This is a genomic window from Pseudomonas sp. Pseusp11, assembly GCF_047304405.1.
In the GTDB taxonomy this organism is placed as follows: Bacteria; Pseudomonadota; Gammaproteobacteria; order Pseudomonadales; family Pseudomonadaceae; genus Aquipseudomonas.
In genome coordinates, this window is record NZ_JBGLZF010000006.1 from 157,909 (window position 1) to 184,110 (window position 26,202).

Below are 26,202 nucleotides of genomic sequence, written 5' to 3' on the forward strand. Positions count from 1 at the left end.
GGTCTGAATCTATGATGGCTCGATTCGAATGGCGCACGTCGTTGTGCGCTCCGGACTTTCCAACAGCCGCTTATGAGGGGTTGCGCTGGCGCATGACGGACCACACGCCGTTCAACACCCTCGCCTGGCTGCGCGCATCGGAACAGGCACTGGTTGCCGGGGAGCGCTTGCACGTTCTGCTCGGCTGGCACGGCGATGAATTGGCCTTGTGTCTGCCGTTGGTGGTGTCCGTGGAGCGCTTTGGCGGGCTACCGTTTCGAGTCCTGCATCACCTCGGTTATCCCCTCACCGATCGCCTGGCCCTGCTCAGTTGCCTCGATGCCGAAAGCATGCGCAAGGCGCTGGTGATCATCCGCCGTCGCGTGCCCCATGCGATGCTGCAACTCAATGAATTGTCCGAACCCATCGGCGAGGAAAGTGCGCTGACCACCTGGATGGCCCACAGCTCGACCGGCGAACGCCGCCTCAGTTGTCGGGTGCCGGTGCACCTGATCAGCGACGCCGACCACCAGGAGGTATCCGGCGACCCGCGCTACAAACTGCGCCGTGCGCGTAAACGCATTGCGGCCTGCGGTGCCGAGGTCCGGCGGATAACCCCCGACGCCGCCACCATCAGGCCACTGTTGCGGACCCTCGGCAAAGTCGAAGCACTGAGCTGGAAAGGCCTTCAAGGCGTGGGAATTTTCACCAATGACCGCTACCGGCAATGGATCGAGCAAGCGTTCACCGCCCTCGCCGAACTGGGACTGGTGCGGGTGGTGGTGCTGGAACTGGACGGGCGCTGCATCAGCTATCGCATCGGCTTGCTGGAACGGGGTCGGTTGTACGACTACAACCTGGCGTTCTTGCCGCAGTACGCCGGCCTGGGCAGTGGTCGCGTGCTGCTCGAAGAGTGGATCCACTGGGGGCTGGACGACAACTGGCACTGGGTCGATGCCTCGCGGATCAGCCTGGAAAACTCCAGTCATCAACTCCTGGAGCGCATGACCGGACAACTGGAGCACTGGCGCTGGAGTTTCTATTCCTGGCGTCCCAGCGGCCTTGCCCTCGGGCTGGCCCTGCGACTCTGGCACCGCATCAAACCCTGGTTAAAAAAATGGCAAGCCAGGCGTGCAGCGGCGCTGGTTACTCCTACGCTTACACCTATACAGACTCCTATTGTCGCGAAAGACGCCGCACCCACCGAAAAAGACCAAGAGGGCAGCCATGCCTCGCCAAGTCATAGTCAACGCTGACGATTTCGGCCTCAGCCCGAGCGAAAACGCGGTGATACTGGGTGCCTTCCACGCCGGGGTCATCAGTTCCGCGACCGCCATGGCCAACATGCCGGCCTTCGAAGCGGCCTGCGTCCTGGCCCGGCAGCCATTGCTCAAGGGGCGGATCGGGCTGCACTTCAACCTCACGTATGGCCGGCCGTTGAGCCTGTCGATTCTCACACGTTCGACGTTTTGCGACAGCCAGGGTGAGTTCGACCTCAGCCTGCCCCGCCACAGCCTCTGGCTCAACCGCCTGGATCGCGACGCGGTGCTGGAGGAACTCGAAGCCCAATGGCAACGCTGCCTGGACAACGGCCTGCACCCCAGCCACCTCGATTCCCATCAGCACGTGCACAACATCTGGCCCATCGGAGAAATCGTCGCACGGTTTGCCGCCCGCCAAGGGGTGCCCGTGCGACTGGCACGCGATCTGGGCAGTAATTTGAGTGTGCCCAAGCGAGTGTTCAAGACGTTGCTCAACCATCGCTTGAACAGCCTGTCCGGAGCGACCGCCCAGAACGTCTGCACCCCGGTCGACCTGCGCACCGTGGCAATGCCAATCGACGGCCTGCTGGAAATCGTCGTCCATCCGATCCATATCGGCGCCGACTTTGGCGATGCCTATCTGGACCCGGGCGAGTCGCTGAGCCTTGTGCTGGAACAGCGTCTTGCGGGTGTTCCAAGGGTGTCCTATGCCGTTGTGCCGAGGGCGTCCAAAGAGGAGCCGCACTACCCGACCGAACTGCACCCGTTGAAATCCTGATTTTTCGCCATCGAAAACGTTACCCACCACACCCTGGCTTCGGCCTCGGAGGACTTCATGAGCGCCATCGACAAGATTCGCGAACGCATCAAACAAAAAGGCCTGCTCCACACGCTCCAGTCGCTCTGGAAGCGCTATGTGTACTTCCATCGGGAGTTGCTGTGGCTGGGACGTGATCTGGTGACCCCGGTGGCGCCGCAAAATCTACGGCCCTATTCGGGCTTGCGCCTGGTGAACATCACCCCGGAAAACGCCACCGCGTTCACCAAGTATTACGGTAACCGCGTCAAGGCCATGGCCGAAATCGCCGCCGAGGGTCACACCGGACACATGTACGTGAACGAGGAAGGTGATGCCATAGGATTCATCTGGGGCAGCGCCAGGGACTACTTCGACCGGCACTATTACGGCTGCTGGTTCCGGATCAACCCCGGTGAGTTTTTCGAGTTCGGCGGTGAAATGATCCCGCTCTACTTTGGCACCAGCCTGTCGATGGACGCCCAGTTCAAGCTCTGGGACGCGATGCGGGCCAAAGGCTGCAACAAGATCGTCGACGTCTGCGATACCCGCAACATCCAGGCGATGAAAATGCACATCCGCATGGACTACCAGGAGCAAGGGCGCATCACCCACGTCTACGACCTGTTCGGCCGCTGGCGCTTCTTCCGCGAAACCTACTACACCGGCTCACGGCTGACGGCACTGCGCAAACCGGAACAGCAGCCGGTGACGGCGGCGCAGGCGTGATTGGCTTCCACATCGATCTCAATCAGCCACTTTTTCGCGGCCGACTCAGCCCCATGTGGGAGCGTGGCTTGCCCGCGATGGCGTCAGTTGCCTACACAGTTCAGGGAAAAATACACCCATTACAAAAGAACCAACTGACTCCTCATGCCTGCGCTAACAGATACATTCGCACAGGAATGAGGAGCCAGAAGCATGAATCAAAAACTAACAAACTTCGACATGGCGGCACTGCTCGACAGTGACGAAGCCATCAGCGAATACCTCTCTCAGGTATTGGCGGACGGCGACAACGAAGAGTTTCTTCGTGCTATCGGCTACGTGGTAAAGGCCCGCGGCATGACACAAATTGCCAAAGATTCCGGAATGGGGCGCGAAAGCCTGTACAAGGCCTTCGCACCCGGGGCGAAACCACGTTTTGATACGGTTCTAAAGGTCATTCATGCCTTGGGCATTGATCTCTGCGCGCAACCAGGGCACGCGGCAAATCACTCAACGCTCTGAAAATACCCCTGGCACTACGTCGCTCGCTTCACCGCCACCAACGTGTAACACAACGGCAACTGCGCCTTTTGCTGCTGATACTTGTCGTAGAGTTCTTCGCGATTGGAATGCGGGTACTCCTTGAAATGGCAGATCTGCAACCCCGCTTCGACGGCACCGGTGAAGATGGCGCCCAGGGTGTGGACGAACCAGTAGGACGCCGAGGCCTGCTGTTCGACTTTGCCTTCGTAGACGATCGGTTGGTCCTGGACGAAAGGCTCACTGCGAAAATACGAGCTGTCCGGGCGATAGGGATCGGCTGACTCGGGGTCGAACATTTCCAGGAACGGGTGGGTTTCGTAAATCACCAGGCTGCCGCCGGGCTTGAGGGTTTGCGCGACATGGCGCAAAAACTCGCCGATGTCCGGCATCCAGTTCAATACGCCGATGGTGATCAGCGCCACGTCGAAGCGTAGGTGCAGCTCTGTCGGCAGGTGATGGATATCAGCCTCGATGAATTCGGGCTGATGAGGCGAACGGGATGCCAGCTCCCGGGCCTGATCGAGAAAGGCCCCGGACTGGTCGACGCCCACCACGCTGCGGGCCCCCAGCGCAAACAGCGAAAGACTTTCCCGGCCATTGTTGCAGCCCAGTTGCACCACATCCTTGCCGTCGACACCGACCTGTTGGAGCAACCCGGTGAGGGTGTCATCCAGGCAGGAAAAATCGCCATGGCTCACCGCACTCAAACGGGCCCGCCATTCGGGGGTGTCTTTGTGGTGTTGGGCGGAGTCATTCCATGCATCGCGATTGCTGGCGATGGCTTTTTCGTTTGTCGGCACTTCCATTGCACGCTCCAGAACACGGGTCTTCGATTGACCGGCACGAGTCTAGATCAGCGTCAGGAAAAACCACATCTGGGGTTTGTTGCAATCTTGTAATCAACGATGACATGAGCCCTCTTATTGTTTATTCAGCCGCTCACGCAAGAACTCGATCAGCGCCTGCACCGGCCGCGAGGCCTGACGGTGCTGCGGGTAGACCGCCGACAAGGTCAGTGGCTCGGGGCGGAAATCATCCAGTACCGGCACCAGCCGGCCGTCTTCCAGGGCCGAATCGACGATGAAGGTCGGCAAGTACGTGATGCCCATGCCGGCGATGGCCGCGTCCTTGAGCAGTTCACCGTTGTTGACCCGCATCCGCCCGGTGACGTTGACGGTCATCGGCTTGCCCCGCCCCTCGAACCGCCATTGCACCTGGCGACCATGGCCGTAAGGCAGGCAATCGTGGGTGTGCAGATCCTCGGGTTTGAGCGGCGTGCCACGCTCGGCCAGATACGCCGGGCTGGCGCAGTACAAACGCTCGATGGAGGCGATGCGCCGGGCGATCAGTGTCGAGTCTTCCAGCACGCCGATGCGCAAGGCCAAATCGTATCCCTCACCGAGCAAGTCCACCGGCCGATCACTCAGGTCGACCTCGACGGTGACGTCGCGATAACGCTGCAAAAATACTGGCAGCAAACAGCCCAAATGCGCCACGGCAAACGACAGCGGTGCACTCAGGCGAATGGTCCCGCGAGGCTCGATGGTCTGGCCGGCGATGCCCTGCTCCACTTGCTCGACTTCACTGAGCAGGCGCAGGGCCGATTCGTAATAGCTCTGCCCCAGCGGGGTGACGTCCAGCCGCCGGGTGGAGCGGTTGAGCAGGCGCACGCCGAGGCGCTCTTCGAGTTGCATCAGCCGGCGGCTGACGAACTGCTTGGACAGGCCCAACTGATCGGCCGCCGCGGTGAAGCTGCCGGAGTCCATGACCTGGCAAAAAATACGCATGTCTTCGAACGGGTTCATTGTCACTCTCTGGTTGACAGTTAATCGCTTTATAGCCGCTTTTTCACTTTCCGGCATCTCATTAATCTGTGTTCACGGTGTTGCTGAGGCCTGAACCCCAGCGCCACAGCAGCCCGATCCCAAGGCATAAAAACTCAAACGGTTTAAAAAGGATTTGCACATGAACATCAAGAAAACCCTCGCCACTTCCGTTCTCGCCCTGTCCATCGGCAACGCATTCGCTGCCGGCAACCCCGGTGTCGAACACAACACCCAGGCCTTCCTCGATGCCCTCGCCGCCGGCGGTGGCAAACCGCTGGAACAACTGAGCCCGAAAGACGCCCGCGCGGTGCTGACCGGTGCCCAGGCTTCGGTGAAGGTAGATCTGTCGGGTGTTGAAGTCAGCGACAAGGCGATCAAGGTCGACGGCCAGACCATCAACCTGAAAGTGGTGCGTCCGGCCAAGGTCAAGGGCGAGTTGCCGGTGTTCATGTTCTTCCACGGTGGCGGCTGGGTATTGGGCGACTTCCCGACTCACCAGCGCCTGATCCGTGACCTGGTAGTGGGCTCCGGCGCAGTCGCGGTATACGTCGACTACACGCCGTCGCCGGAAGCGCACTATCCGACCGCCATCAACCAAGCCTACACCGCGACCAAATGGGTAGCCGAGCATGGCAAAGAGATCGGTGTCGATGGCAAGCGACTGGCGGTGGCCGGCAACAGCGTCGGCGGCAACATGGCGGCGGTCGTGGCGCTGATGGCCAAGGAACAGAAAACCCCTGCCCTGCGCTTCCAGCTGTTGATGTGGCCGGTGACCAACGCGCAGTTCGACGACGGTTCGTACCAGCAATTCGCCGAGGGGCACTTCCTCACCAAAGGGATGATGCAGTGGTTCTGGGACAACTACACCACCAACCCGGCCGAGCGTGCGCAGATTCATGCCTCGCCGCTCAACGCCAGCGCCGAACAACTCAAGGGCCTGCCTGCCGCACTGGTGCAGACCGCCGAATTCGACGTGCTGCGTGACGAAGGCGAAGGCTACGCCCGCCACCTCGATGCGGCCGGTGTGCCGGTGACCTCGGTGCGCTACAACGGGATGATTCATGACTTTGGCCTGCTCAATCCGCTGAACCGGATTCCGGAAGTCAAAGCGGCGGTACGTCAGGCCGCGGCTGAGCTCAAGACGCATCTGAACTAAGCCCAACCTCTCGCCACACCTCAGGGTGTGGCGAGTTTTTTTGTGCCCGCTGGAGTGCAATCCATGAGCCTTTTCTCTGCCCACCTGTTGCCTTGGAGCGCCCTGCTGCTGGTGCTCGACGCCCTGCTCTGGCACCTCGTCCCGTTCAAGCATCGCGCGCCAAAGGTCGGTGTGCGGCTGGTGCTGTTTCTGGCGTTCAGCGCGCTGATTATCAACGCTGGCGTCAGCCCGTTGCAGACACCGTTGATTGCCGATGACCAGGTGGCGCAACTCGGTGCTACGGCGCTGGGGATTATCTGGTGGCTGTACGCCGCACGAGTGCTCACCGAGGTGTTCGGCCTGGTGCTGATGCGACGCATAGGTCACAGCGGCCGTTTGCTGCAGGACGTGATCGGTGCGCTGGTGTTTCTGGCCTCCATCGTCGCGGCCGCCGGTTATGTGCTGGATCTGCCGGTCAAGGGTCTGCTGGCGACTTCCGGCGTGTTCGCCATCGTGGTCGGTCTGGCGTTGCAGAGTACGTTGGCCGACGTGTTCTCCGGCATTGTGCTCAACACCACCAAACCCTATCAGGTGGACGACTTTGTGGTGATCGATGGCGTCGAAGGCAAAGTGCTGGACATTAACTGGCGCGCCACGCACCTGTTGAGCAGCGCCGGCACGATGGCCGTGGTGCCGAACTCGGTGGCGGCCAAGGCCAAGATCGTCAACCTCAGCCGCCCGAACAACCTGCACGGGGTGTCGATCAGCATCAAGGTGGCGAACCACATCCGCCCACGCCGGGTGCTCGACGCCCTCGACCGCACGCTGCAAGGCAGCAGCAACCTGTTGCTGAACCCGGCACCCAAAGCGGTGTTGAAAGAGGCCGGCGAAGAGATGTCCGAATACGTGGCCAGCGGTTTCATCGCCGAGCTGGGCAAGAAAAGCGACGTGCGCAATCAACTGTTCGACCTCGCCCATCGCCACCTGGAAGCGGCCGGCATATCGCGGCACCCCGACGGCGTGATCGAACCCTCGACCCGCGCCCGCGCACTGCTCGATGAAGTGAAGATTTTCCGCTCGCTGAGCCATGAGGAACGCGACCGCCTCGCCGAATCGATGGTCGCGCAACAATACGCCGCCGGCGAGGTGGTGCTGGATCTGGCTGAAGTGCCGGACAGCCTGTTCGTGATCGCCACTGGCGTCGTCAGCGCCAGCGTGCCGGACGGCAATGGTTTCACCGAGGCCGGTCGCATGGGGCCGAGCGAAGTCATGGGCGAACAGAGCATCCTGGCCGATACGCCGTCGCAGGCAACGTTCACCGCGCTGACATCTTCGATCATCTACCGTCTGGACAAGAACCTGACCCGCCAGTGCATGGAACAGCGCAGCGAAGTGGGCCGGGCGTTGAACAAGTTGCAGGCGGTGCGGCAGCAGAACAGTCGGCAGGCGTTGATGGCCAAACCGGTGCCGATCAGGAAAGGTGGGTCTCTGGGATGGTTGCAGAAGCGCTGATGCAGCGGACATTCGAGCAGCACAAAAAAATGCCCGCACATCGCGGGCATTTTTCTTCAACGCCTTACTTGGCGGTGAACTTGGTGTAGCTGTTGATCAGGTTGCGATAGTTCGGCAGACGCTGGGACAACAGGTTGGCCAGGCCTTCCATGTCGTTGCGCCAGTCGCCTTGCAGCTCGCAGGCCACGGCGAACCAGTTCAGCAGGTGTGCACCCGCCGCCGACATCCGCGCCCACGCCGCTTGTTGCACGGTGGTGTTGAAGGTGCCGGAAGAGTCGGTTACCACGAACACTTCAAAACCTTCGGCAATGGCCGACAGGGTCGGGAACGCCACGCACACGTCAGTCACCACACCCGCGATGATCAGTTGCTTGCGGCCGGTGGCCTTGATGGCTTTGACGAAGTCTTCGTTGTCCCAGGCGTTGATCTGGCCTGGACGCTGAATGAACGGCGCGTCCGGGAATTGCTCGCGCAGTTCAGGCACGATCGGGCCGTTCGGGCCTGCGTCGAAACTGGTGGTGAGGATGGTCGGCAGGTTGAAGAACTTGGCGATGTCGCCCAGGGCCAGCACGTTGTTCTTGAATTCGTTGGGCGAGAAATCCTGCACCAGAGAGATCAGGCCGGTCTGGTGATCGACCAGCAGCACAACGGCGTCATCTTTGTTCAGACGTTTGTAAGGAACGTTGCTCATGTGAAACTCCTCGGAGGGTGGTGAGTGAAGCGTCGACCACACATGGTCGACGCTTTTGTTGCAAGACTCAGAACGCGAAGCAGGAACAGCCGAAGGCGCCCCAGAAACCGGCGAAGTCACTCACCGGCACGCTCGACATACGGGCCTTCTCATGGCTGTGGGTATGCACGGCGCACGGGCCGCTGCACTGGTGCACCTGCGCCTGCATTGGCGCGTTCGGCCGCCAGTGTCCCGGAACCTTCGCCACCGGCGACCAATCCGGCAGCACCGGCAGGCTGACAGGCCCGAGTTTTTCGAAGTCGCCGGCGGCGTACACCACCTTGCCGCCGACCACGGTCAATACCGACTCGATCCACTTGATCGCTTCTTCCTCGACGCTGAAGAAGTCCGCGCTCAGTGCTACCAGGTCCGCCAGTTGCCCGACCTTGATCTGGCCTTTCTTGCCTTGTTCCGACGAGAACCAGGCGCTGCCATGAGTGAACAGTTCCAGTGCAGTGGTGCGCGGCAAACCTTCCTCGTACAGCGCCAGACCACCGACGGTACGGCCGCTGACCATCCAGTACAGCGAGGTCCATGGATTGTAGCTGGACACTCGCGTGGCATCGGTGCCGGCGCCGACCGGTACACCCTCGGCCAGCATGCGCTTGATCGGTGGCGTAGATTCGGCGGCCTGCTTGCCGTAGCGGTCGACAAAATATTCACCCTGGAACGCCATGCGGTCCTGGATCGCAATGCCACCGCCCAGCGCCCTTACCCGCTCGATGTTCTGTGGGGTGATGGTTTCAGCGTGGTCGAAGAACCATGGCAGGCCGTTGAACGGAATGTCGCGGTTGACCTTCTCGAACACGTCGAGCATGTGGCTGATGGATTCGTTGTAAGTAGCGTGCAAACGGAACGGCCAGCGCTGTTCCACCAGATGGCGGACCACCGGTTCCAGCTCCTGCTCCATGGTCTGCGGCAGGTCCGGACGCGGTTCGAGGAAGTCCTCGAAATCCGCCGCCGAGAACACCAGCATCTCGCCGGCGCCGTTGTGCCGCAGGTAGTCGTCGCCCTGGTGCAACTTGACGCTGCCAGTCCAGTTCTGGAAATCGGTCAGCTCTTCTTTCGGCTTCTGGGTAAACAGGTTGTAGGCGATACGCACGGTCAGTTGATCATCTTTCGCCAACTGCTCGATCACCTGGTAATCGTCCGGGTAATTCTGGAAACCACCGCCGGCATCGATCGCGCTGGTCAGGCCGAGGCGGTTGAGCTCACGCATGAACTGGCGGGTCGAGTTGACCTGATACTCAAGCGGCAGCTTCGGCCCCTTGGCCAGGGTCGAGTACAGGATCATCGCGTTCGGCCTTGCGACCAACATGCCGGTCGGATTGCCGTTGGTATCACGCACGATTTCGCCACCCGGCGGGTTCGGCGTGTCGCGGGTGTAACCGGCAACCCGCAATGCAGCGCGGTTGAGCAAGGCGCGGTCGTACAAATGCAGCACGAACACCGGGGTGTCTGGTGCCGCCTGGTTGAGCTCTTCCAGGGTCGGCATGCGCTTCTCGGCAAACTGGAATTCGTTCCAGCCACCGACTACCCGTACCCATTGCGGCGTCGGTGTGCGGTCGGCTTGCTCCTTGAGCATGCGCAACGCATCAGCCAGGGACGGCACGCCTTCCCAGCGCAGTTCGAGGTTGTAGTTCAAACCGCCACGGATCAGGTGCAGGTGCGAGTCGTTGAGGCCAGGGATGACACAGCGGCCCTTGAGGTCGATCACCTGAGTGCCCGAGCCGCGCAGGGCCATGGCTTCGGCGTCGGTGCCGACCGCGACGAAGCGGCCGCCCTTGATCGCTACGGCGCTGGCGAGGGGCTTTTCGCGGTCTACGGTATGAAATTTACCATTGAACAGAATCAGATCGGCGTTCATCGCAGTTCCTTCGTCATCAGTGAAATGAAGCAAAAAAGCGCCGGCTCAGCGCGGCGAATTTGCGTTGGATTCGAGGTGCTCCCGCGGCTGACTGGCCGTCAGCCAAGGCGCAAACAAGCGAGTCGCAGCCGGCATGCACACGTACACCACCGACACCACGATGGTCAGGGTGATCAGGAACGTGGCGACCAAGTAGTTGGAGAGAAAAGCGTTGAGTTTGAGCAGCGGCCCCCAGAGCAGCGGCACCAGCAAGGTGTGCGGCAGAATTACCAGCAACGACACCACGGCCTGCTTCCAGCGCGGTGGCGGCGAGGCGGCATCGGCCAGCGGCGCAAACCAGAATTCGTTGACCGGGTTGACCTCGGTCTGGTCGCCGTCGGCCAGCATCGGCGCGGCTTCATCGATCAACGATTGACGTTGCGGCGAATCGAGCCAGTGCTGCATGGCCTCGGTGGAGCAAAAGCGCAGCACGCAGGTGAACATGTCCAGGCCCGCGTTCTTGCCGCGGATCACGTCCACGCCCAGATGCCCTTCCGTGCGCCCCGCGACGCTGACGATGTTGCGCAGCCAGGCTTCATAGGCTGCTTCGAAACCGGCCTTGACCCGGTGCTTGACGATCAGCGTCACGATCTCATCGGACCCCGGCGCTTTTTGAGTTTGGGCTTCAGACATAACGGAGCACTCCGGGCAAACGAACATTGAGCGCCAGCCGTCCAGGCCCGGCGATAAACACAGAGGTGAAGATGATCAACAACAGCCAGCCGAACTGCCCTTCGGCCACGCTCCATTGCGGGTGCACGACCAGCAGCGCCACCAGCAGCACAAACAGAATAGGCAAGCACGCCAGACGCGCCAGAACACCAGCGACAATCAGCAGCGGGCACAGCACTTCGGCGAAAATCGCCAGGCTGAGGGTGAGGTGGGCACCGAGGTGGAACGGGTCTTCGATCAGTTGCAGCTGCGCACTGAAGTCCAGCAGCTTGGGCAAGCCGTGAACCCACAGCAGAAACAGACCACCGCTGACCCGCAGAAACAGCAGCCCGACATCCCGCGCCTGTTCATCCCGTTGCGAAGCGTTCATGGCTCACCCCTGTTCAATCATTGGATTGAATAGTGCCGCCAAGGGGTAGGGAAAAATTGAATGTACGTGCTCTCTTTGTACCGCGGGAATTGTGGCGAGGGAGCTTGCTCCCGCTGGGCTGCGAAGCGGCCCCAAAACCATTCGACCCAATTGCATCAGGTAGACCGCATGTACAGGGTTTACGACTGCTGCGCAGCCGAGCGGGAGCAAGCTCCCTCGCCACAGGGGTCAGCGTTTGACCTCAGGTCATAGGGCCGGGTTGGCCTTCAGCTCCAGACTGTCCAGCGCCCGATTCACCGCCAACTCGCCGAACATGATGAGCTGCGCGACGCCCAGTATCGTATTGCGCTGCGGCCCCTCCAGAAACCCGGCACAGTCACTGGCGATCACCTTGGCCGAGGCAAAGGACTCGCAGGCATTGGCCAGCAGCTCTTCGATGTTGATGTCCGGGGCGACGGTGTAAATCGTGCTCGGTTTGCGCGGGGGCTTGGGATCGGACGGCTTGAGGTAGTGATCGAGGGCGCGCTCGGCGGCTTCGTGGAGTTTTTTGGGATCGAGGGGATCGTAGGGGGAAACATCGTCGGTTGCTGGCGGGTTAGGTGTGGCTTTGAACATGGTGAATCTCCTTTGGAAATAGCACCACCAGAACCTGTCGCTAAACAAGTAAGAGTGGCGACTGTATGCAGGTTAGCGAACCGGTCAAAGGCACCCGGTAGACCCGAGAGTCTCCCGCATACAGCCACCATAACGTTATGCAGACGTCAAAAGTCGGCAATAAAGTCTGGAGCACTGATGCACTTTGAATAGTCGAGTCGCTAAACCCGATCGCTGATTGGCAGCGATACGGAAACGATAAAGACCAGGCCCAAAGCGCACAAGCCGGCGGATTCTGGCGCAGTCGTAGGCAACGGCGCAAGGATCTGTAGCTTTCATCAAGTAACGATAAACGCCGTTAAACACAACCCACTGAACGCCAAAACCTCCCGCCAGCCCTTCTTCAAGGAATGGCCCGAATGGTGTACTGACGTGCGGCGAAGACCACCGCCGTCGCCGGATTCGGGACCTGATCCATATTGACCCTGAAGCGAATGGACAACGTGCTGCCTTCCGCCAGATCCTGCAAATAGCTGTACAAAACGGTAACGCTGTAGCGGCCGTTCAATACCCAACTTCGATGCACTGCAAAGTTGAGGCCCGTCCACATGGTGAGATTGTGGCTGCCCCCACTGGCGTTCTGGCCCTCCAAATCCAGCCAGATCGGCTGACCGGAGGCAATAAGCGGCCAACCGCCAAACAGGAGCGTTGCCCCGGCTTGCACATCGGCCAGACTCAGCACCGTCGTACCGTTCGCCTGGGTGATCACCGGAGGGACGAACCGGTCTGCCGGAATAGTCCCAATGTTCAGGACAAGCGGCCGTGAATCCACCGGTGGTGCTGTTCCGCGATCATATTCGAAGCTCACCGTCACCCGTTTGCCCAAGCTGAAAGCCAACAGCGTAACGGGCAGCTGGATTATCCTGGGTCGGATGGTAGTGCCGGCCTGAACGGTATTGGTGGTGTGCGAGCCCGCCGCGGGTGTTCCTGGCGCAGCCGTCCAGATGACCCTGATCCTGTCGTTGGCCTGCATGTTGTAATCCAGGACAGCCGTCAGCCTCGTCAAGGCCGCAAGAGGATCCAGATTGCCGTTATCGGGCGCCTCTGCAATCGTCAACTCCAAGTTTAGCAGCACGACGTCGATCGTCCACGGCGTGGAGCCCCCACCGCCGCCATTCAAGGGCCGGGCGGTGAATACGTGCAGGCCGCCCGTCAACGCAGATACCGCAAGCTCCCAGACACCGGAAACTGCCGTGATCATGCCTATGACGGTCTGCCCGTCCAGTATCTCCAGTGGTTGGCCGGCCATTGCGCTGCCGCTGATCGTCACCTGGGTGGCGTTGGTGGTCCCGCCATTGGTTATGTCATTACCGGCAGAGTCTTTCACCGCCAGGATCATCGGATCCTGCGGTATCGGTCCGCCCGTTTTGACGGTGTACTGTTTCGCTGGAAACTTCACTGCTGAACTTTTGCTCAGGCTTTTATCCAGCGCCACCCTGAGTTGCACTGTCAGTGTGCTGCCATCCATGAGCAGGTTTAGCGGGGTGGTTGAAAAGATTTGCGAAAAGAAGTCGTGGGTGACAAACGACTGGTCGACAGGGGGGTGGGGGGCAATCACGTACTCGACATTGAAAACGCCGCCATCGGCCAATGTTCCAATCAGGCTTACCCAGAAGTACTGACCGACGGCGATCAGCGGCCAACCCTCTATGAACAGGGTGAACTCTTTGAGGGAGGTCAAGTCCAGCTCGTTGCCATGACCATTGCCCAATGCTTCCCTGATGATCGGCTGGGGCAATGCGTTCTGCGCAAGAGGCAGCACGTTCAACATCAGCGGCAGCGAACTCACGGCGGGAGCGTTGCCGACCATCAGGTCAAAGATCACCGTCACCGTTTGGCCCAGGTTAAAGGCGACCACCGAATTGCGCAGCGACACGTCTTTAGTACTGGTAGCACCGGCATCGACATAAGCGGTGACGACTGAACCCTCTGGCGAAGTGCCCGGCGCACCTATCCAGCGCACACGGACCCTGGCGCCCGTTATCACGGGAAAGGAGAGACGAGCCGTGAGGGTGTATCGGGCCGCCAGCGGGTCCAGATGAGGGTTACCTTTGGCTTCCACGATAGAGGGAGCCAACAGTCGCGTTTGGGCATCGTTATTGATGGTGTAGTGACGCGGCGCAAACTTCAGTGCTGCATTCTTGTTCAGTTTTTTATCCAGCGCGGCCCTGAAATCCAGTGTCAACGTGCTGCCATGCTTGAGCATCTTGAGCGGCAACGCCGAAAACGTCTCGGCATGAAAACCGGACTGCAGAAATGTCTGAGTAACTACGCTGTTGGGCGCTATCCAGTATTCAATGTAAAAAGCGCTGCCGTCGTCGTTGATGCCACTCAGGCTCATCCAGAAATACTGCCCGTCCGTTATCAGCGGCCAGCCATTGATGCGTAGGGTGAAATGGGTCAAGAACGCCACATCCAACACGCTGCCGATGCCATTGTTGGGCGCTTGGGTGATCAACGGGATGGGCAGAGCGCTCTGCGCAAGCGGCACAATGGTGACCGTCAGCGGCAAGGAGGTCGTGATCGGTGTGGTGCCGTTCATGACGACATAAGTCACCGTCACCACGTTGTTCAAGCTATAGGCCACTATCCAGTTGGGCAGCGGGACTTTCCATGGCGCAGTGCCGCCGACCGGAAAGAAGACGGTCGTGAATGAGGCCTCGCTCGGCGCTCCCGGCGCAGCCGTCCAGATCACCTGCAAGCTCTCCCCAGGCTGCATGGGGTAGTTGATGACAACCGTCAGGTTATTGCGGACCAACACTGGGTCAAGTGGCGGGTTACCCGGGTTTTGCTCGAGTTCAGGGGCTGGCGGAGAGTTGATGAGCGCTGCGGCAACTGGGCTATTCATCATTCGCTCCTTGTGGATGATTGAGGTCGCCCCATGGGCACTGACTCATCACACACTGGTTGGCGACATCGCGCTACTATCAGAAATTACAGGTCAGGAAAAAAACGGATGAACGGTAAGAGCAAAAGCGCTTGCTCGCAGCACGTGTTCTGCCTGTTTACACCGCCGCAATATCCAGCGGCGCCGACATGAACTGACTGATCCGCGATCTCAACCAGCGCTCCGCTGGATCGTTGTCATGCACCCCGCTCCAGGCCATCGACAGCTGCGCGGCGTCGATGGGAAACGGCGGATCTTCCGCGCGCAACCCACACCCCTCCACCAACGCACACGCGGCGTAATCCGGCACGGTGGCGATCATCTCAGTGCCAGCGAGCAACGCGCGCAAACCACTGAATTGCGGCACGCCCAGCACCACGCGGCGGGTGCGGCCGACCTTGGCCAGGTCGAGGTCGATGTTGCCGCTCAGGTCGCCGGAGAACGACACCATCGCATGCGGACGGGCGCAGTATTCGTCGAGAGTCAGCGGCCCCGGGCGGTCATCGCCGCGCAGGACTTTACAGGGGATGTCCCGCAGCTTCTTGCGCTTGGCATTGGCCGGCAGATCGGTGGTGTAGCTCACCCCCACCGAGATTTCCCCTGACGCCAGCAACGCCGGCATCAACAGATAGTTGGCGCGGCGTACCACAACCACGATCCCCGGCGCCTCTTCCTGCAACTGGCGCAGCAACGGTGGAAACAGCCCGAACTCGGCATCGTCCGACAGCCCGATGCGAAACACATCGCAGCTGCTGGCCGGCTCGAACTCTTTGGCGCGGCTGACCGCCCCCGAGATGGTGTCCATCGCCGGTTGCAGCTCCTTGAGAATCGCCAGCGCCCGCGCCGTCGGCTCCATGCCGCGACCGTTGCGCAGCAACAACGGATCGTCGAACAAATCACGCAACCGGCCCAGTGCCGCGCTCACCGCCGGTTGGCCCATGAACAGTTTTTCGGCGACGCGGGTCAGGTTTTTTTCGAACATCAGCGCTTCGAAAATCACCAGCAGGTTCATGTCGACGCGACGCAGATCATTACGGTTCATGGGCACGGTTCCCTTTTGTGTTCAGCCAGGCGCAAGTGTGTCGGACTTTACTCGATCATCGGCACTTTCGCCGCTCGTTTGTAAGGTCCGTACTCGATGGGCACCCACTGGAAATGCTTGTCCACTGCGGTGATATGGCCGACACCCGGAAACGGCAAATGCGCTGCCGTGACCCAGATCTTGCTGGCCGCCGCATCGCTGAAAACCTTGGCGCGGCTCTTGATCGCCTGCTGATTGTCGACGTCGAAACGAATCGACACCTCAGGATGCTCGAACTGCACCGCCAGGTTATGCACCAGATCGCCCATGAACAGAATGCTCTGACCTTGGGAGTTGAACCGATACGTGGTACTGCCCGGTGTGTGCCCGGCCTCCAGCTCGGCATCGACAACGCCCGGCACTGGCGACTGCCCGGCAGTAAAGGTTTTGAAACGGCCCGCCGCGATGTAGGGCGCGGTGGAGTCCTGGGCGATCTTGAAGAATTCCCTGGCACCGGCCGGTGCCTTGACCATGGCCTGAGGGTCAAGCCAGTAATCGGCTTCCGCCTTGGCGGCGTAGACCGTGGCGTTGGCGAACACAGGCTTTTGCTGCCCATCCACCAATCCGCACACATGGTCCAGATGCAAGTGGGTGAGCAGGATGGTATCGACCTGTTCTGGCTTATAACCAGCGGCTTGCATGTTCGCCGACAATTGGCCCGCAGTGGCACCGATGCACTGCCCTGCCCCGGTATCCACCAGAATCAGTTGTTTGCCGGTATTCACCAGAAACGCGTTGAACGCGGTTTGCACCCCCGGCGTTTCAATCGAACGACGAGCCAGCAACGCGCGGATCTGGTCTTGGGTCAGACCGTCGAGCAATTTAGGCGAGAGGTCGTTGTAGCCATCGAACAACGCCGTCACCTCGTAGTCGCCCACCGCGAGCCGGTAATAACCGGGCACCTGAGTGTTCACCTGAGCTGGCGCCTGGGCCAGGCTGATGCTGGACATCAGCGCCAATGCCAGGCCAAGTCCGCCAAGTGTGCAAACGCGGGATTGCTTCATGAGATCACCCTTGATCGAGCCAGAAAAAGCGGCCCAGTCCAGGCCGCTACACGTCGCCCATCTTGCATGACCGTGCATCCGCACGAATTGCAGCGATGTGCTCAGTTGGCGCACTTTCACCCTTAAGCCTGACTGCGGAATTAACAACGTTTAACTCGCAAGCCAAAGCCCTCGCGACCAAAAATGAAGCCTTCTGCGCAGAGCTCTTTTTTAGAGTTTTTAGAAAAAGAAACGTGCTGGCCCACCGTGCAGTGCACCCGCGCGCGCCCACCGACACGGACATTGGCCATGGCTCTCATTCAGCAAAACGCGATCAAGGCGTGTGCCATTGAAACGCAAAAAAAGACCACGGGAGGCCTTAGCCCCTGGCGTGAAAACCTGGTTAAACAGTTGATCCTCGACCACCTCGGCGAAACCCTGGAAGTGACCGAACTGGCACGGGTCTGTGCCCTGTCGCGCAGTCATTTTTCCCGTGCGTTCAAATGCAGCACCGGTGTTTCACCGCAAGACTGGATCCGACAGCAACGCATTGCTCGGGCCAAACAGTTGATCCGGAACACCGACCTGACCCTGACGCAAATCAGCCTGGAATGTGGCTTCTGCGACCAGGCACATTTCTCTCATATATTTACCCGCAGCGAAGGCATCACACCGTTTGCCTGGCGTTGCCGTGCCGTGCGTGTTCTTCCCTCTCTCAAGATCAAAAGATCGCAGCCTTCGGCAGCTCCTACGGGTGTTCACATCACCTTGTAGGCGCTGATGAACAACAAAGATCGCAGCCCTCACCAGCCCCACGGGCGTTCACATAACCCTGTAGGAGCTGGCGCAGCCTGCGATCTTTTGATTTTGATCAGCCCTTGATGAACGCCAGCAGATCTTCGTTGAGTTGATCCTTGTGGGTATCGGTCAGGCCGTGCGGGGCTCCCGGGTAGACCTTCAACGTAGAGCCCTTGACCAGTTTCGCCGAGGCGATGCCCGCCGCTTCAATCGGTACCACCTGATCGTCGTCGCCATGCACCACGAGGGTCGGCACGTCGAACTTCTTCAGGTCTTCGGTGAAGTCGGTTTCAGAGAACGCCTTGATGCAGTCGTACGCGTTCTTGTGGCCAGAAGCCATGCCCTGCAACCAGAACCAGTCGATCATGCCTTGCGAGGGTTTGGCGCCCGGCCGGTTGAAGCCGAAGAACGGGCCGCTGGCCAGATCCTTGTACAACTGCGAACGGTCGACCAAAGACGCCTGACGAATACCGTCGAACACTTCCATCGGCAGGCCGCCCGGGTTGGCCTCGGTCTTGAGCATCTGCGGCGGCACCGATGAAATCAGCCCGGCCTTGGCCACGCGTCCAGTACCGTAGCGACCGATGTAGCGCGCCACTTCGCCACCGCCAGTGGAGAAACCGAACAACACAGCGTTTTGCAGATCCAGATGCTCGATCAACTGCGCCAGGTCATCGGCGTAGGTGTCCATGTCATTGCCGAACCATGGCTGGCTCGAACGGCCGTGACCACGGCGGTCATGGGCGATGACCCGGTAGCCTTTGGAGGCCAGGAAGATCATCTGCGACTCCCAACTGTCGGCATTCAACGGCCAGCCGTGGCTGAAGACGATCGGCTGACCGGTGCCCCAGTCCTTGTAGTAAATCTCGGTGCCGTCTCGGGTGGTGAAGGTGCTCATTATGATTCTCCTGATGCATGGGGTTTACGACGGTTAATAAGAGGTATGAGCCATTCGTTCGGCCAGGCGCGCCACCCGCTCGCCCAAATGTGCGGCGGTGCGGCGGTCTTCCAGGGGCGGAGCAAATTCGGGGGATTGTTCGACGTTGGATTGGGCCATCGCCCCCAGAGAACTGCCGAGTCGGTTCAACTGCCCGTTGAACACGCCGATGCTGCTACGCGCCGGCAGCAGGTCGAGGCCGACCCAGATCATCGAGTGCTGGGCGGCGAACACCGCCATTTGCAGCAAGGTGTTGAGCTTGTCGCCGCACAGGCAACCGGAGTTGGTAAACCCGGCAGCGAGTTTGTCGCGCCAGGGCTGGGCCAGGTAGAACGACGCGGTGGCCTCCATGAAACCCTTGAAGGCGGCCGAGGCGCTGCCCATGTAGGTCGGGGCGCCAAAGATGATTGCATCGGCATGGTGCAAGCGCTCCCAGTGCTCCTCCACTTCTTCCACCGGAATCAATCGACAGGTGCTGCCCAAGTGTCGTTCCACCCCCAGGCCCACGGCTTCGGCCATGACCCGGGTGTGCCCGTAACCACTGTGATAGACCACCACCACGTTGCTCATTCCGGCTCCTCCAGAAGTGTTCGTCCTTTTTGCGGCACGCTTTTTGTTGCACTTTCTGTTGCAAAAAGGCCGATACCTTCGGCTACTTGAAGAAATGGATTTTTGAGCGTAGACCGGATCGGTACGAGTTAAACGTTGTTAATTTTCTGCCGTACACCCATGGCCCCGGTGCGCCGTTCACCAGCGCTGAGTCCAATAAATACGGGACCGCCGGGCACTGACGGCAAGGCCGCAGCCGTTGCACCTGCTGCCGAGATGTATGGCGCCACGTTGCGCTGCCGAAAAAACCTCAGGAATATGCCTGGATACCGCGTGATAGACGGATGCAAGCAGGAGTGACCCGTTGACCCTTACCCCCGAACAGGCCATCCATTTCGGCCCCTACCGGATCTACCCTGGCCAACGCCTGGTGATGGAGGCCGACCAGCCCCTGCGCCTGGGCAGGCAAGCCATGGACATTCTGTTGATGTTGCTGGAGCACGCAGGCCAGGTGGTGAGCAAGCAGCAACTGATCGCGCGGGTCTGGCCCAAAAGCGTAGTGGAAGACTCCAACCTGCGCGTGCACATGGCGGCACTGCGCAAAGCCCTTGGTGACGGTCAGGCCGGCCAGCGTTACATCATCACCGTCGCCCAGCGCGGCTACAGCTTTGTCGCGCCGTTTTCCCTGGAGTCCATCGAACAACATCCCCAAAACGACGCCAATGAACCGGGCGGCCATAACCTGCCGGTGCGCCGGACTCGCATGATCGGCCGTCAGGCGCTGGTCGACAGACTGTTGGCGCAACTCTCGCAGCAGCGTTTCATCACCCTGGTAGGCCCCGGCGGGATCGGCAAGACGACCGTGGCGCTGCGCGTCGCCGAGCAACTGATCGGTCGCTATCGAGACGGCATTCGCCTGGTGGACCTGGCACCGATCAACTGCCCTTTGATGATCGGCGCGCACTTGGCGTCAGCGCTGGGCTTGTCGTTGCATGACGCCGACCCCATAAACGGGCTCGCCACATGCTTGCGCGAACGGCAGATGCTGCTGGTCATCGACAACTGCGAACACCTGATCGATGCCATTGCGTTGCTCAGCGAAAGCATCCTGCGCGCGGCACCCCAAGTGCACATTCTGGCCACCAGTCGCGAAAGCCTGCGGGCCGAAGGCGAATACGTGCAGCGCCTGGAATCACTGGACTGCCCGCCGCCCATCGCCCTGCTCGACCGCGCTCAGGCCCTGACGTTTTCGGCGCTGCAATTGTTTGTCGAGCGGGCGATGGCCAGCCACGACAGCTTCGAACTGAGCGAAGCCGACCTGCCGCTGGCGATTGAAATCTGCCGACGTCTGGACGGCATTCCGTTGGCGATCGAACTGGCAGCGGCGCAGGTCGGCAACCTGGGTTTGAGCGGCTTGCTGTCGCAACTGCAAGACAGCTTTCGCCTGCTCGCCCAAGGCTGCCCGACCACCATGGGCCGCCATCAGACCCTGCGCGCCACGCTGGACTGGAGCTTCGAACTGCTCAATGCCTGCGAGCAGACGTGCCTGCGCCGACTGGGGATATTCCGGGGCGCTTTTACCCTGGAATCGGCGGCTGCCGTGATTGTCGGCCAGTACGTCGAGCCCGATGTGGTGTTTGCCTCGATTACCCAATTGGTGGCCAAGTCATTGCTGAACGTGGAAGTCGGCGATGAAGAAGTGTTCTACCGTCTGCTCGACACCACACGTGGCTATGCGCTGGAAAAACTCGACCAGGCCCAAGAGCTGGCGGACACCCGAGAGCGCCACGCCGAATGCTGCCTGGCCTTGATGCAGCAGGCGCAGAGTGATTGGGAACACACCCAGAGCGAGCGCTGGACCGAGCGTTACGCCCGCAACCTGGAAGACATTCGTGCGGCGCTCGATTGGGGCTTGAATACTCAAGGATCGCAAGCGTTGGCCATCCGTCTCGCCGCGACCTCGGCACCGCTCTGGCAAGAGCTGTCGCTGCTCAAGGAATACGGCGTGTACGTGCGCAAAGCCCTGGCGTTGCTCGAAACGACGCATCAGCCCTGCCCGCGCTTGACCATGAACCTCAAGCTTGCCCTCGGCAGTTCCTGCTATCACACCCTGGGCAGTAGCGCCGAATCCGTCGAAGCCTTCGTCAGCGCCAAACACCTGGCCGAACACTGCAATGATGTGGCCGGTCAGCTCAAAGCGATTTCCGGGCACCTGGCGGTTGATCTCAGCTGCGGCCACTACCAACTGGCTCTGGAGCAGAGCCGACAATTCGAGCGGTTGAGGCCGCACGACGACGCGGTGACGGCCCTCAGCACCCAACGTTTGCGGGTCCTGGCCCTGCATTTTGCCGGGGATCAGGTACTGGCGCGGGAGAATGCCGAACAGGTCATTCAACGCCTGGCCCAGAGCGGCCAGCTCAACCGCTTCACCCATGGTTTTGGCGTGCAATACGACCAGAGCGTGGCGACGCTGACGATTCTGGCGCGCATTCTCTGGCTGCAAGGGCTTCCGGAAAAAGCCTGGCATACCGCACGACAGGCGCTCGACATCGCGATGCAAATCAATCATGGCACGTCCATCTGCTACACCCTGGCGCTGTCCGGTTGCCTGATCGCCCACTACAACGGCAACACGCCGGTCGCCCGCGAGCTCCTGGCCTTGCTGCTTGAGCAGGCGAAGAAACACTCGGTGTTGCTGTTCTACACCTGGGCCAAACATTACGCGCAGGTGATCGACGGAACTGATGCGCCCTCATCTCCGCGACCAGACACCGGGTTGATCAAGGAAATCATGGTCACTCTGGGCAGCCGTTTCATCGATGATGCGTTGCTGGAGCGGGCCGAAAACGGCGCGGCGGGCTGGAGCACGGCAGAGATTCTGCGGGCCCGGGCCGACGCGTTACTGGCAGAGGATTGCCCGAGCAGTGCTGACGCGGCCGAGGCGGTGCTGCTCAAGGCTTTAGCCGTGGCAAAAACCCAGGGAGCGCTGGCCTGGGAACTGCGCAGCGCCACATCACTGGCCCTGCTGTGGCAGCGTCAGGGCCACTTCCGGCAAGCCCATGAGCTGCTGGCGCCGATTTACCAGCGCTTCACCGAAGGCTTCGCCACACCGGACCTGATAAAAGTCCGGCGGTTACTCGGCGAGTTGCAGCACCACCTGTCCGACTGATGTCCAGTGGGCCCGGCTGATGTAGCGCTCATAACGCAGTTCGAAGGCACGCAAGTAACCGCTGTGTTCAAGCTTCTCCAAAGCGTAGGTGCGCGTGGTATTGAGGAAGCGGTAGCGGGTCACACCGTTACCCTGCTCCACCGACAGCAGCGATGTATTCGCCAGACTCTCCACCACACTGACCAGGCTAGCAGGCAGCAGCATCGCGTCACTGATCACGCCAATCGCCGCGTCCAGCGTAAACGCCATCTTGAACACCGCCAGCCGCTGCAACACGATCTGTTCCAACGGGCTCAGCCGTTCATAGCTCCAGTCCAGTGCGGCTTTGAGATTCTGATGCCGCGGCACGGCGGTGCGTCGACCTTGGCTCAACAGCTGAAAACAGTTACCCAGTTGCGCTTGCAACCCCACCAGCGCCAATGCATCGATCTGCGCCGCCGCCAGCTCAATGGCCAGGGGCAAGCCATCCAGCCGCCGACAGATTTCGCGCACAGCATTGAGATCCTGTTGGCGCAGGGCAAACCCTAGCTGACGGGCTCGGGCGCGGCTGACCAACAGCTGCACCGCTGAATACCCCATGGCCTCGTCCACGCTATGAATCGCCGAGGCGGGTGGCACCGTCAGGGCGGGTAACCGCAGCAGCGTTTCCCCCGCTGCTCGCAGCGGTTCGCGACTGGTGGCGAGGATCGACAACCGAGGCGCCGAGGCCAGCAAATCGTCCACCACTGTCCGACAACGCTCGAGCACGTGTTCGCAATTGTCGAGCACCAGCAAGGCATGCCGCTGCGTCAACGCCTTTGCGCCGACGTCCAGTTCCAGAGTGCGCGACAGATGATCGACAAGCTGCGACGGGTCATCGATGGCTGCCAGATCAACCATCCAGACACCGTCCCGATAGTGCTGCAACAGCAACTCGGCCACGCGCAACGCCACGGTGGTCTTGCCAATGCCGGCGGGGCCGACCAGGGTCATGAAGCGTCGAACCGGCAACTGCCGAACCACGCTGCCGACGATCGAGTCGCGACCGATCACCGGTGTGAGCCGCGCAGGCAGGTTGTGTTGAGGCTTGTGCACGGTTTCGAGCAGCACCGGCGTGCCCGCCCGATCGTGCTGCACCGGGGCGATGAAGCTATAACCGCGCTGGGGAATATTAACGATATAGGGCTGCCCGTTCGGCCCATCGCCGAGCGCTCGACGCAGGGCGGCAATGTGGACGCGCAAGTTGATTTCCTCGACCACCGAGGTCGGCCATACGTGGGCAATCAGCGCCTCTTTGCTGACCACCGCACCAGCGTGCTCAACCAGCACCTGCAAAATGTCCAGGGCTCGCCCGCCCATGCGCAGCGGCCGATCACCGTCCAGGATCAACCGCTGATGCAAGTGGAATGCGTAGGGCCCGAACCGCAGCACCGTGTCACTGTTTATCTCTCTGAGGTTGTTCATGCACGTTCATATGCTGAAAACCTGGCTCGGCTCAAGGAACTGCAAGCTCCCTCGATCCCGCCCATCCAGGCCCCGCACCTCCCAAAAAAGAGTTCACGGGTATCTTGGCAGGCATGGGTGACGGTACAACGGCCATGGGAGGAGCGTCACGGTCATCGCGGTGCGCACGACGGACAACAGCGCGTTAACTGAACTGCTCGCGATACTGGGTGGGGGTCAGGCCGAGCTTTTCACTGAATAGAAAACGCATGTGCCGCACGCTGCCGAAGCCACTTTTATAAGCCACGGTCTTGAGCGGCAGCTCGCTGGTTTCCAACAGATTCCTGGCGTGATCGATGCGCGCGCTTTGCAGAAACTCCATCGGCGTCATATTCACTTCCCGAGTGAAAACCCTGGCGAAGTGCCGCGCACTCATGTTCACCAGACTGGCCATACGCTCAATACCGAACGCTTCGTCGAGGTGCTCGAGCACATGGTTCTGCACCCGGGTGACTGGCGTTTCCTGGGGGCCCACCGCGGCCATCAACGGACTGAACTGCGCCTGCCCGCCCTGGCGTTTCATCACTACCAGCAGCACTTTGGCCACATCCTGGGCGACTTTCTTGCCGTGGTCCTGGGCAACCACCGCCAGCGCCAGGTCGATGCCGGCGGTGACACCGCCGGAAGTGATGAGGTTGCGGTCCTGCACGAAAATCTGATCGGTCTCGACGATGGCCTTGGGGAAGCCTTTGATCAGTCGTTCGGTGTAATGCCAATGAGTGGTCACGCGAAAGCCGTCCAGCAATCCGGCATGCCCAAGCACGAACGCGCCGGTGCAGATCGACCCGTATCGGTTCGCACGGCTGACGGCACCCTGAAGCCAGTTGAGCAGCGGCGGATGCTTTTCGTTGTAAGCCCCCGGCCCGCCCGGCACCAGCAGCACGTCATAGTGCCCGTTCGCCTGATCGATGTGCAGATCGGCCTGGACGCTGACGCCATTGGAGGCCCGCAATGCGCCCTGCTCGGTGCCGATGGTCAACAGCTCGTATCGGTCCGCCGGTTGCAGATAACGATTGGCGATGGAAAACACTTCCATGGGACCGGCCATGTCGAGCAGGAGAAAGTCTGGGAACAACACCATTGCCACGGTTTTCATGGATTCAAAGTCACTAATAGAGAACTGTTCAATACCACTGCGCCGCCCACAGGTCTGGCGCCCGGCATTATGGCCACATGTAACAACAAGCATACATGAACCCGCTCACATAACTGTCAACCTGCAAGAGACAGTATTTCAATTTTCATCTACTTATTGCACTTAAGCGTAACCATTAACCTTCTCCTCACTCGGACGAATTCACGTCCTGACAGGAGATTTCATAATGCTGACCCTTCGCAAAGCTTCGGATCGCGGCGCGGCCAATCACGGTTGGTTGAAGTCGTTCCATACCTTTTCCTTTGCCAACTACCGCAACCCGCGGGAACAGGGTTTTTCCGACCTGTTGGTGATCAACGACGACCGCGTGGCCGCCGGCAAAGGCTTTGGCCAGCACCCTCACCGCGACATGGAGATTTTCTCCTACGTGCTCGAAGGCGCGCTGGAACACAAGGACACGCTGGGCACCGGTTCGGTGATCCGCCCTGGCGACGTGCAATTGATGAGCGCCGGCAGTGGCGTGGCGCACAGTGAATACAACCACTCATCGACACGCCCGGTGCACTTCCTGCAAATCTGGATCGTGCCCGACGTCAGCGGCGCCAAACCGCGTTATCAGCAAGAGCATTTCAGTACCCAGAAAAAACGCGGCCGCTTGCAGCTGATCATCTCCCCGGACGGGGCCAACGGTTCGCTGAAAGTCCGGCAGGATGCGCGAGTGTATGCCGGCCTGTTCGACGGCAAGGAAAGCGCCACGCTGGAACTGGCCGCCGATCGCTACGCTTATGTGCATGTGGCGCGGGGCAGTGTCGAATTGAACGGTATGCAGCTGCGCGAAGGCGACGGCGTACGGGTTCGTGAAGAACGGGTGCTGACCTTGAGCAATGGCGTGGACGCCGAGGTGCTGGTGTTTGATTTGCGGCCGCAAGAGTTGCCGGAAATGCCGTGATTTTGTGGCGAGGGAGCTTGCTCCCGCTGGGCTGCGCAGCGGCCCCAAACCGGTATAGGGAGTTTTCCTGACACACCGCATCCGCCGTATTTGCGACTGCTTCGCAGCCGAGCGGGAGCAAGCTCCCTCGCCACAGGGGCCGGCGATTAAGGTTTTCGCCAGGTACAAAAAAACGGCG

General features: G+C 60.5%; 23 protein-coding genes. 9 read left to right on the plus strand and 14 right to left on the minus strand.

Features of this window, described 5'->3' with window-relative positions; translation table 11 throughout:
* Window positions 1-11 precede the first annotated feature (11 nt).
* The 4 genes from ACCC96_RS07225 (at window position 12) to ACCC96_RS07240 (ending at window position 3,267) form a co-directional block, all read left to right on the plus strand.
* Window positions 12-1,235, plus strand: coding sequence for a GNAT family N-acetyltransferase (locus ACCC96_RS07225; RefSeq protein ID WP_413695331.1), 1,224 nt, complete (start codon window positions 12-14; stop codon window positions 1,233-1,235).
* Window positions 1,207-2,019, plus strand: coding sequence for a ChbG/HpnK family deacetylase (locus ACCC96_RS07230; RefSeq protein ID WP_019648509.1), 813 nt, complete (start codon window positions 1,207-1,209; stop codon window positions 2,017-2,019). The genes ACCC96_RS07225 and ACCC96_RS07230 overlap by 29 nt, the downstream gene beginning before the upstream one ends.
* 57 nt (window positions 2,020-2,076) lie before the next feature.
* Window positions 2,077-2,766, plus strand: a complete 690-nt coding sequence (locus ACCC96_RS07235; protein WP_413695332.1) for an N-acetyltransferase — start codon at window positions 2,077-2,079, stop codon at window positions 2,764-2,766.
* Between the two features lie 192 nt (window positions 2,767-2,958).
* Window positions 2,959-3,267: an addiction module antidote protein gene (locus ACCC96_RS07240; protein WP_007937045.1), complete on the plus strand. Its 309-nt coding sequence runs from the start codon at window positions 2,959-2,961 to the stop codon at window positions 3,265-3,267.
* Between the two features lie 14 nt (window positions 3,268-3,281).
* Here the strand turns inward: ACCC96_RS07240 and ACCC96_RS07245 are convergent, their stop codons facing one another.
* Window positions 3,282-4,094 (minus strand): class I SAM-dependent methyltransferase, encoded by an 813-nt coding sequence (locus tag ACCC96_RS07245; protein ID WP_413695333.1) that lies wholly within the window; start codon window positions 4,092-4,094, stop codon window positions 3,282-3,284.
* 114 nt (window positions 4,095-4,208) lie between these two features.
* Window positions 4,209-5,093: a LysR family transcriptional regulator gene (locus ACCC96_RS07250; RefSeq protein WP_413695334.1), complete on the minus strand. Its 885-nt coding sequence runs from the start codon at window positions 5,091-5,093 to the stop codon at window positions 4,209-4,211.
* A 160-nt stretch (window positions 5,094-5,253) separates the two neighbouring features.
* On the opposite strand from ACCC96_RS07250, the gene ACCC96_RS07255 reads away from it, so the two are divergent.
* Together ACCC96_RS07255 and ACCC96_RS07260 are read left to right on the plus strand one after the other, a co-directional pair.
* Window positions 5,254-6,270 carry an alpha/beta hydrolase gene (locus tag ACCC96_RS07255; protein ID WP_413695335.1) on the plus strand — a complete coding sequence of 339 codons (1,017 nt, stop codon included), beginning with the start codon at window positions 5,254-5,256 and terminating at the stop codon, window positions 6,268-6,270.
* 63 nt (window positions 6,271-6,333) lie between these two features.
* Window positions 6,334-7,761: a mechanosensitive ion channel domain-containing protein gene (locus tag ACCC96_RS07260; RefSeq protein ID WP_413695336.1), complete on the plus strand. Its 1,428-nt coding sequence runs from the start codon at window positions 6,334-6,336 to the stop codon at window positions 7,759-7,761.
* 64 nt (window positions 7,762-7,825) lie between these two features.
* On the opposite strand, the gene ycaC is transcribed toward ACCC96_RS07260, so the two are convergent.
* The 8 genes from ycaC to ACCC96_RS07300 all read right to left on the minus strand — a co-directional run bounded on the left by ycaC (window position 7,826) and on the right by ACCC96_RS07300 (window position 17,065).
* A complete protein-coding gene (gene ycaC, locus ACCC96_RS07265) occupies window positions 7,826-8,452 on the minus strand; it encodes an isochorismate family cysteine hydrolase YcaC (protein WP_028941293.1) in 627 nt (208 codons plus the stop codon).
* A 67-nt stretch (window positions 8,453-8,519) separates the two neighbouring features.
* A complete protein-coding gene (locus ACCC96_RS07270) occupies window positions 8,520-10,358 on the minus strand; it encodes an amidohydrolase (RefSeq protein ID WP_413695337.1) in 1,839 nt (612 codons plus the stop codon).
* Between the two features lie 45 nt (window positions 10,359-10,403).
* The gene (locus ACCC96_RS07275; RefSeq protein ID WP_018925556.1) at window positions 10,404-11,030 is read right to left on the minus strand and encodes an antibiotic biosynthesis monooxygenase; all 627 of its coding nucleotides are present in this window, start codon (window positions 11,028-11,030) and stop codon (window positions 10,404-10,406) included.
* Complete coding sequence (locus tag ACCC96_RS07280) at window positions 11,023-11,439, minus strand: DoxX family protein (protein WP_064618759.1); 417 nt, start codon at window positions 11,437-11,439, stop codon at window positions 11,023-11,025. The genes ACCC96_RS07275 and ACCC96_RS07280 overlap by 8 nt, the downstream gene beginning before the upstream one ends.
* Before the next feature lie 246 nt (window positions 11,440-11,685).
* Window positions 11,686-12,054 carry a DUF6124 family protein gene (locus ACCC96_RS07285; protein ID WP_413695338.1) on the minus strand — a complete coding sequence of 123 codons (369 nt, stop codon included), beginning with the start codon at window positions 12,052-12,054 and terminating at the stop codon, window positions 11,686-11,688.
* Window positions 12,055-12,436: 382 nt separating this feature from the next.
* A complete protein-coding gene (locus ACCC96_RS07290; protein ID WP_413695339.1) occupies window positions 12,437-14,941 on the minus strand; it encodes a hypothetical protein in 2,505 nt (834 codons plus the stop codon).
* 157 nt (window positions 14,942-15,098) lie between these two features.
* Window positions 15,099-16,022, minus strand: a complete 924-nt coding sequence (locus ACCC96_RS07295) for a LysR family transcriptional regulator (protein ID WP_019648497.1) — start codon at window positions 16,020-16,022, stop codon at window positions 15,099-15,101.
* 47 nt (window positions 16,023-16,069) lie between these two features.
* Window positions 16,070-17,065: an MBL fold metallo-hydrolase gene (locus tag ACCC96_RS07300; RefSeq protein ID WP_413695340.1), complete on the minus strand. Its 996-nt coding sequence runs from the start codon at window positions 17,063-17,065 to the stop codon at window positions 16,070-16,072.
* A gap of 288 nt (window positions 17,066-17,353) precedes the next feature.
* On the opposite strand from ACCC96_RS07300, the gene ACCC96_RS07305 reads away from it, so the two are divergent.
* Complete coding sequence (locus ACCC96_RS07305; RefSeq protein ID WP_413695341.1) at window positions 17,354-17,818, plus strand: helix-turn-helix domain-containing protein; 465 nt, start codon at window positions 17,354-17,356, stop codon at window positions 17,816-17,818.
* A gap of 97 nt (window positions 17,819-17,915) precedes the next feature.
* Here the strand turns inward: ACCC96_RS07305 and ACCC96_RS07310 are convergent, their stop codons facing one another.
* Window positions 17,916-18,740, minus strand: a complete 825-nt coding sequence (locus ACCC96_RS07310; protein ID WP_258669338.1) for an alpha/beta fold hydrolase — start codon at window positions 18,738-18,740, stop codon at window positions 17,916-17,918.
* A gap of 33 nt (window positions 18,741-18,773) precedes the next feature.
* The gene (locus ACCC96_RS07315) at window positions 18,774-19,349 is read right to left on the minus strand and encodes a flavodoxin family protein (protein WP_413695342.1); all 576 of its coding nucleotides are present in this window, start codon (window positions 19,347-19,349) and stop codon (window positions 18,774-18,776) included.
* A 343-nt stretch (window positions 19,350-19,692) separates the two neighbouring features.
* On the opposite strand from ACCC96_RS07315, the gene ACCC96_RS07320 reads away from it, so the two are divergent.
* Window positions 19,693-22,497 (plus strand): ATP-binding protein, encoded by a 2,805-nt coding sequence (locus ACCC96_RS07320; protein ID WP_413695343.1) that lies wholly within the window; start codon window positions 19,693-19,695, stop codon window positions 22,495-22,497.
* On the opposite strand, the gene ACCC96_RS07325 is transcribed toward ACCC96_RS07320, so the two are convergent.
* Window positions 22,462-23,940, minus strand: a complete 1,479-nt coding sequence (locus ACCC96_RS07325) for an ATP-binding protein (protein WP_413695344.1) — start codon at window positions 23,938-23,940, stop codon at window positions 22,462-22,464. The two genes, ACCC96_RS07320 and ACCC96_RS07325, sit on opposite strands and share 36 nt — an antisense overlap.
* 184 nt (window positions 23,941-24,124) lie before the next feature.
* Window positions 24,125-25,075 (minus strand): GlxA family transcriptional regulator, encoded by a 951-nt coding sequence (locus ACCC96_RS07330; protein WP_258669348.1) that lies wholly within the window; start codon window positions 25,073-25,075, stop codon window positions 24,125-24,127.
* Between the two features lie 226 nt (window positions 25,076-25,301).
* On the opposite strand from ACCC96_RS07330, the gene ACCC96_RS07335 reads away from it, so the two are divergent.
* Window positions 25,302-26,024, plus strand: coding sequence for a pirin family protein (locus ACCC96_RS07335; protein WP_258669351.1), 723 nt, complete (start codon window positions 25,302-25,304; stop codon window positions 26,022-26,024).
* Window positions 26,025-26,202: the final 178 nt, after the last annotated feature.

Excerpts from the sequence above, each read along its gene's own strand:
- ACCC96_RS07235 (WP_413695332.1), top strand. The coding sequence starts at position 2,077 with ATGAGCGCCATCGACAAGATTCGCGAACGCATCAAACAAAAAGGCCTG.
- ACCC96_RS07270 (WP_413695337.1), bottom strand. The coding sequence starts at position 10,358 with ATGAACGCCGATCTGATTCTGTTCAATGGTAAATTTCATACCGTAGAC.
- ACCC96_RS07295 (WP_019648497.1), bottom strand. The coding sequence starts at position 16,022 with ATGAACCGTAATGATCTGCGTCGCGTCGACATGAACCTGCTGGTGATT.
- ACCC96_RS07275 (WP_018925556.1), bottom strand. The coding sequence starts at position 11,030 with ATGTCTGAAGCCCAAACTCAAAAAGCGCCGGGGTCCGATGAGATCGTG.
- ACCC96_RS07250 (WP_413695334.1), bottom strand. The coding sequence starts at position 5,093 with ATGAACCCGTTCGAAGACATGCGTATTTTTTGCCAGGTCATGGACTCC.
- ACCC96_RS07285 (WP_413695338.1), bottom strand. The coding sequence starts at position 12,054 with ATGTTCAAAGCCACACCTAACCCGCCAGCAACCGACGATGTTTCCCCC.
- ACCC96_RS07245 (WP_413695333.1), bottom strand. The coding sequence starts at position 4,094 with ATGGAAGTGCCGACAAACGAAAAAGCCATCGCCAGCAATCGCGATGCA.
- ACCC96_RS07225 (WP_413695331.1), top strand. The coding sequence starts at position 12 with ATGATGGCTCGATTCGAATGGCGCACGTCGTTGTGCGCTCCGGACTTT.
- ACCC96_RS07240 (WP_007937045.1), top strand. The coding sequence starts at position 2,959 with ATGAATCAAAAACTAACAAACTTCGACATGGCGGCACTGCTCGACAGT.
- ACCC96_RS07325 (WP_413695344.1), bottom strand. The coding sequence starts at position 23,940 with ATGAACAACCTCAGAGAGATAAACAGTGACACGGTGCTGCGGTTCGGG.
- ACCC96_RS07330 (WP_258669348.1), bottom strand. The coding sequence starts at position 25,075 with ATGAAAACCGTGGCAATGGTGTTGTTCCCAGACTTTCTCCTGCTCGAC.
- ACCC96_RS07230 (WP_019648509.1), top strand. The coding sequence starts at position 1,207 with ATGCCTCGCCAAGTCATAGTCAACGCTGACGATTTCGGCCTCAGCCCG.
- ACCC96_RS07290 (WP_413695339.1), bottom strand. The coding sequence starts at position 14,941 with ATGAATAGCCCAGTTGCCGCAGCGCTCATCAACTCTCCGCCAGCCCCT.
- ycaC (WP_028941293.1), bottom strand. The coding sequence starts at position 8,452 with ATGAGCAACGTTCCTTACAAACGTCTGAACAAAGATGACGCCGTTGTG.
- ACCC96_RS07300 (WP_413695340.1), bottom strand. The coding sequence starts at position 17,065 with ATGAAGCAATCCCGCGTTTGCACACTTGGCGGACTTGGCCTGGCATTG.
- ACCC96_RS07310 (WP_258669338.1), bottom strand. The coding sequence starts at position 18,740 with ATGAGCACCTTCACCACCCGAGACGGCACCGAGATTTACTACAAGGAC.
- ACCC96_RS07305 (WP_413695341.1), top strand. The coding sequence starts at position 17,354 with ATGGCTCTCATTCAGCAAAACGCGATCAAGGCGTGTGCCATTGAAACG.
- ACCC96_RS07335 (WP_258669351.1), top strand. The coding sequence starts at position 25,302 with ATGCTGACCCTTCGCAAAGCTTCGGATCGCGGCGCGGCCAATCACGGT.
- ACCC96_RS07260 (WP_413695336.1), top strand. The coding sequence starts at position 6,334 with ATGAGCCTTTTCTCTGCCCACCTGTTGCCTTGGAGCGCCCTGCTGCTG.
- ACCC96_RS07255 (WP_413695335.1), top strand. The coding sequence starts at position 5,254 with ATGAACATCAAGAAAACCCTCGCCACTTCCGTTCTCGCCCTGTCCATC.
- ACCC96_RS07315 (WP_413695342.1), bottom strand. The coding sequence starts at position 19,349 with ATGAGCAACGTGGTGGTGGTCTATCACAGTGGTTACGGGCACACCCGG.
- ACCC96_RS07280 (WP_064618759.1), bottom strand. The coding sequence starts at position 11,439 with ATGAACGCTTCGCAACGGGATGAACAGGCGCGGGATGTCGGGCTGCTG.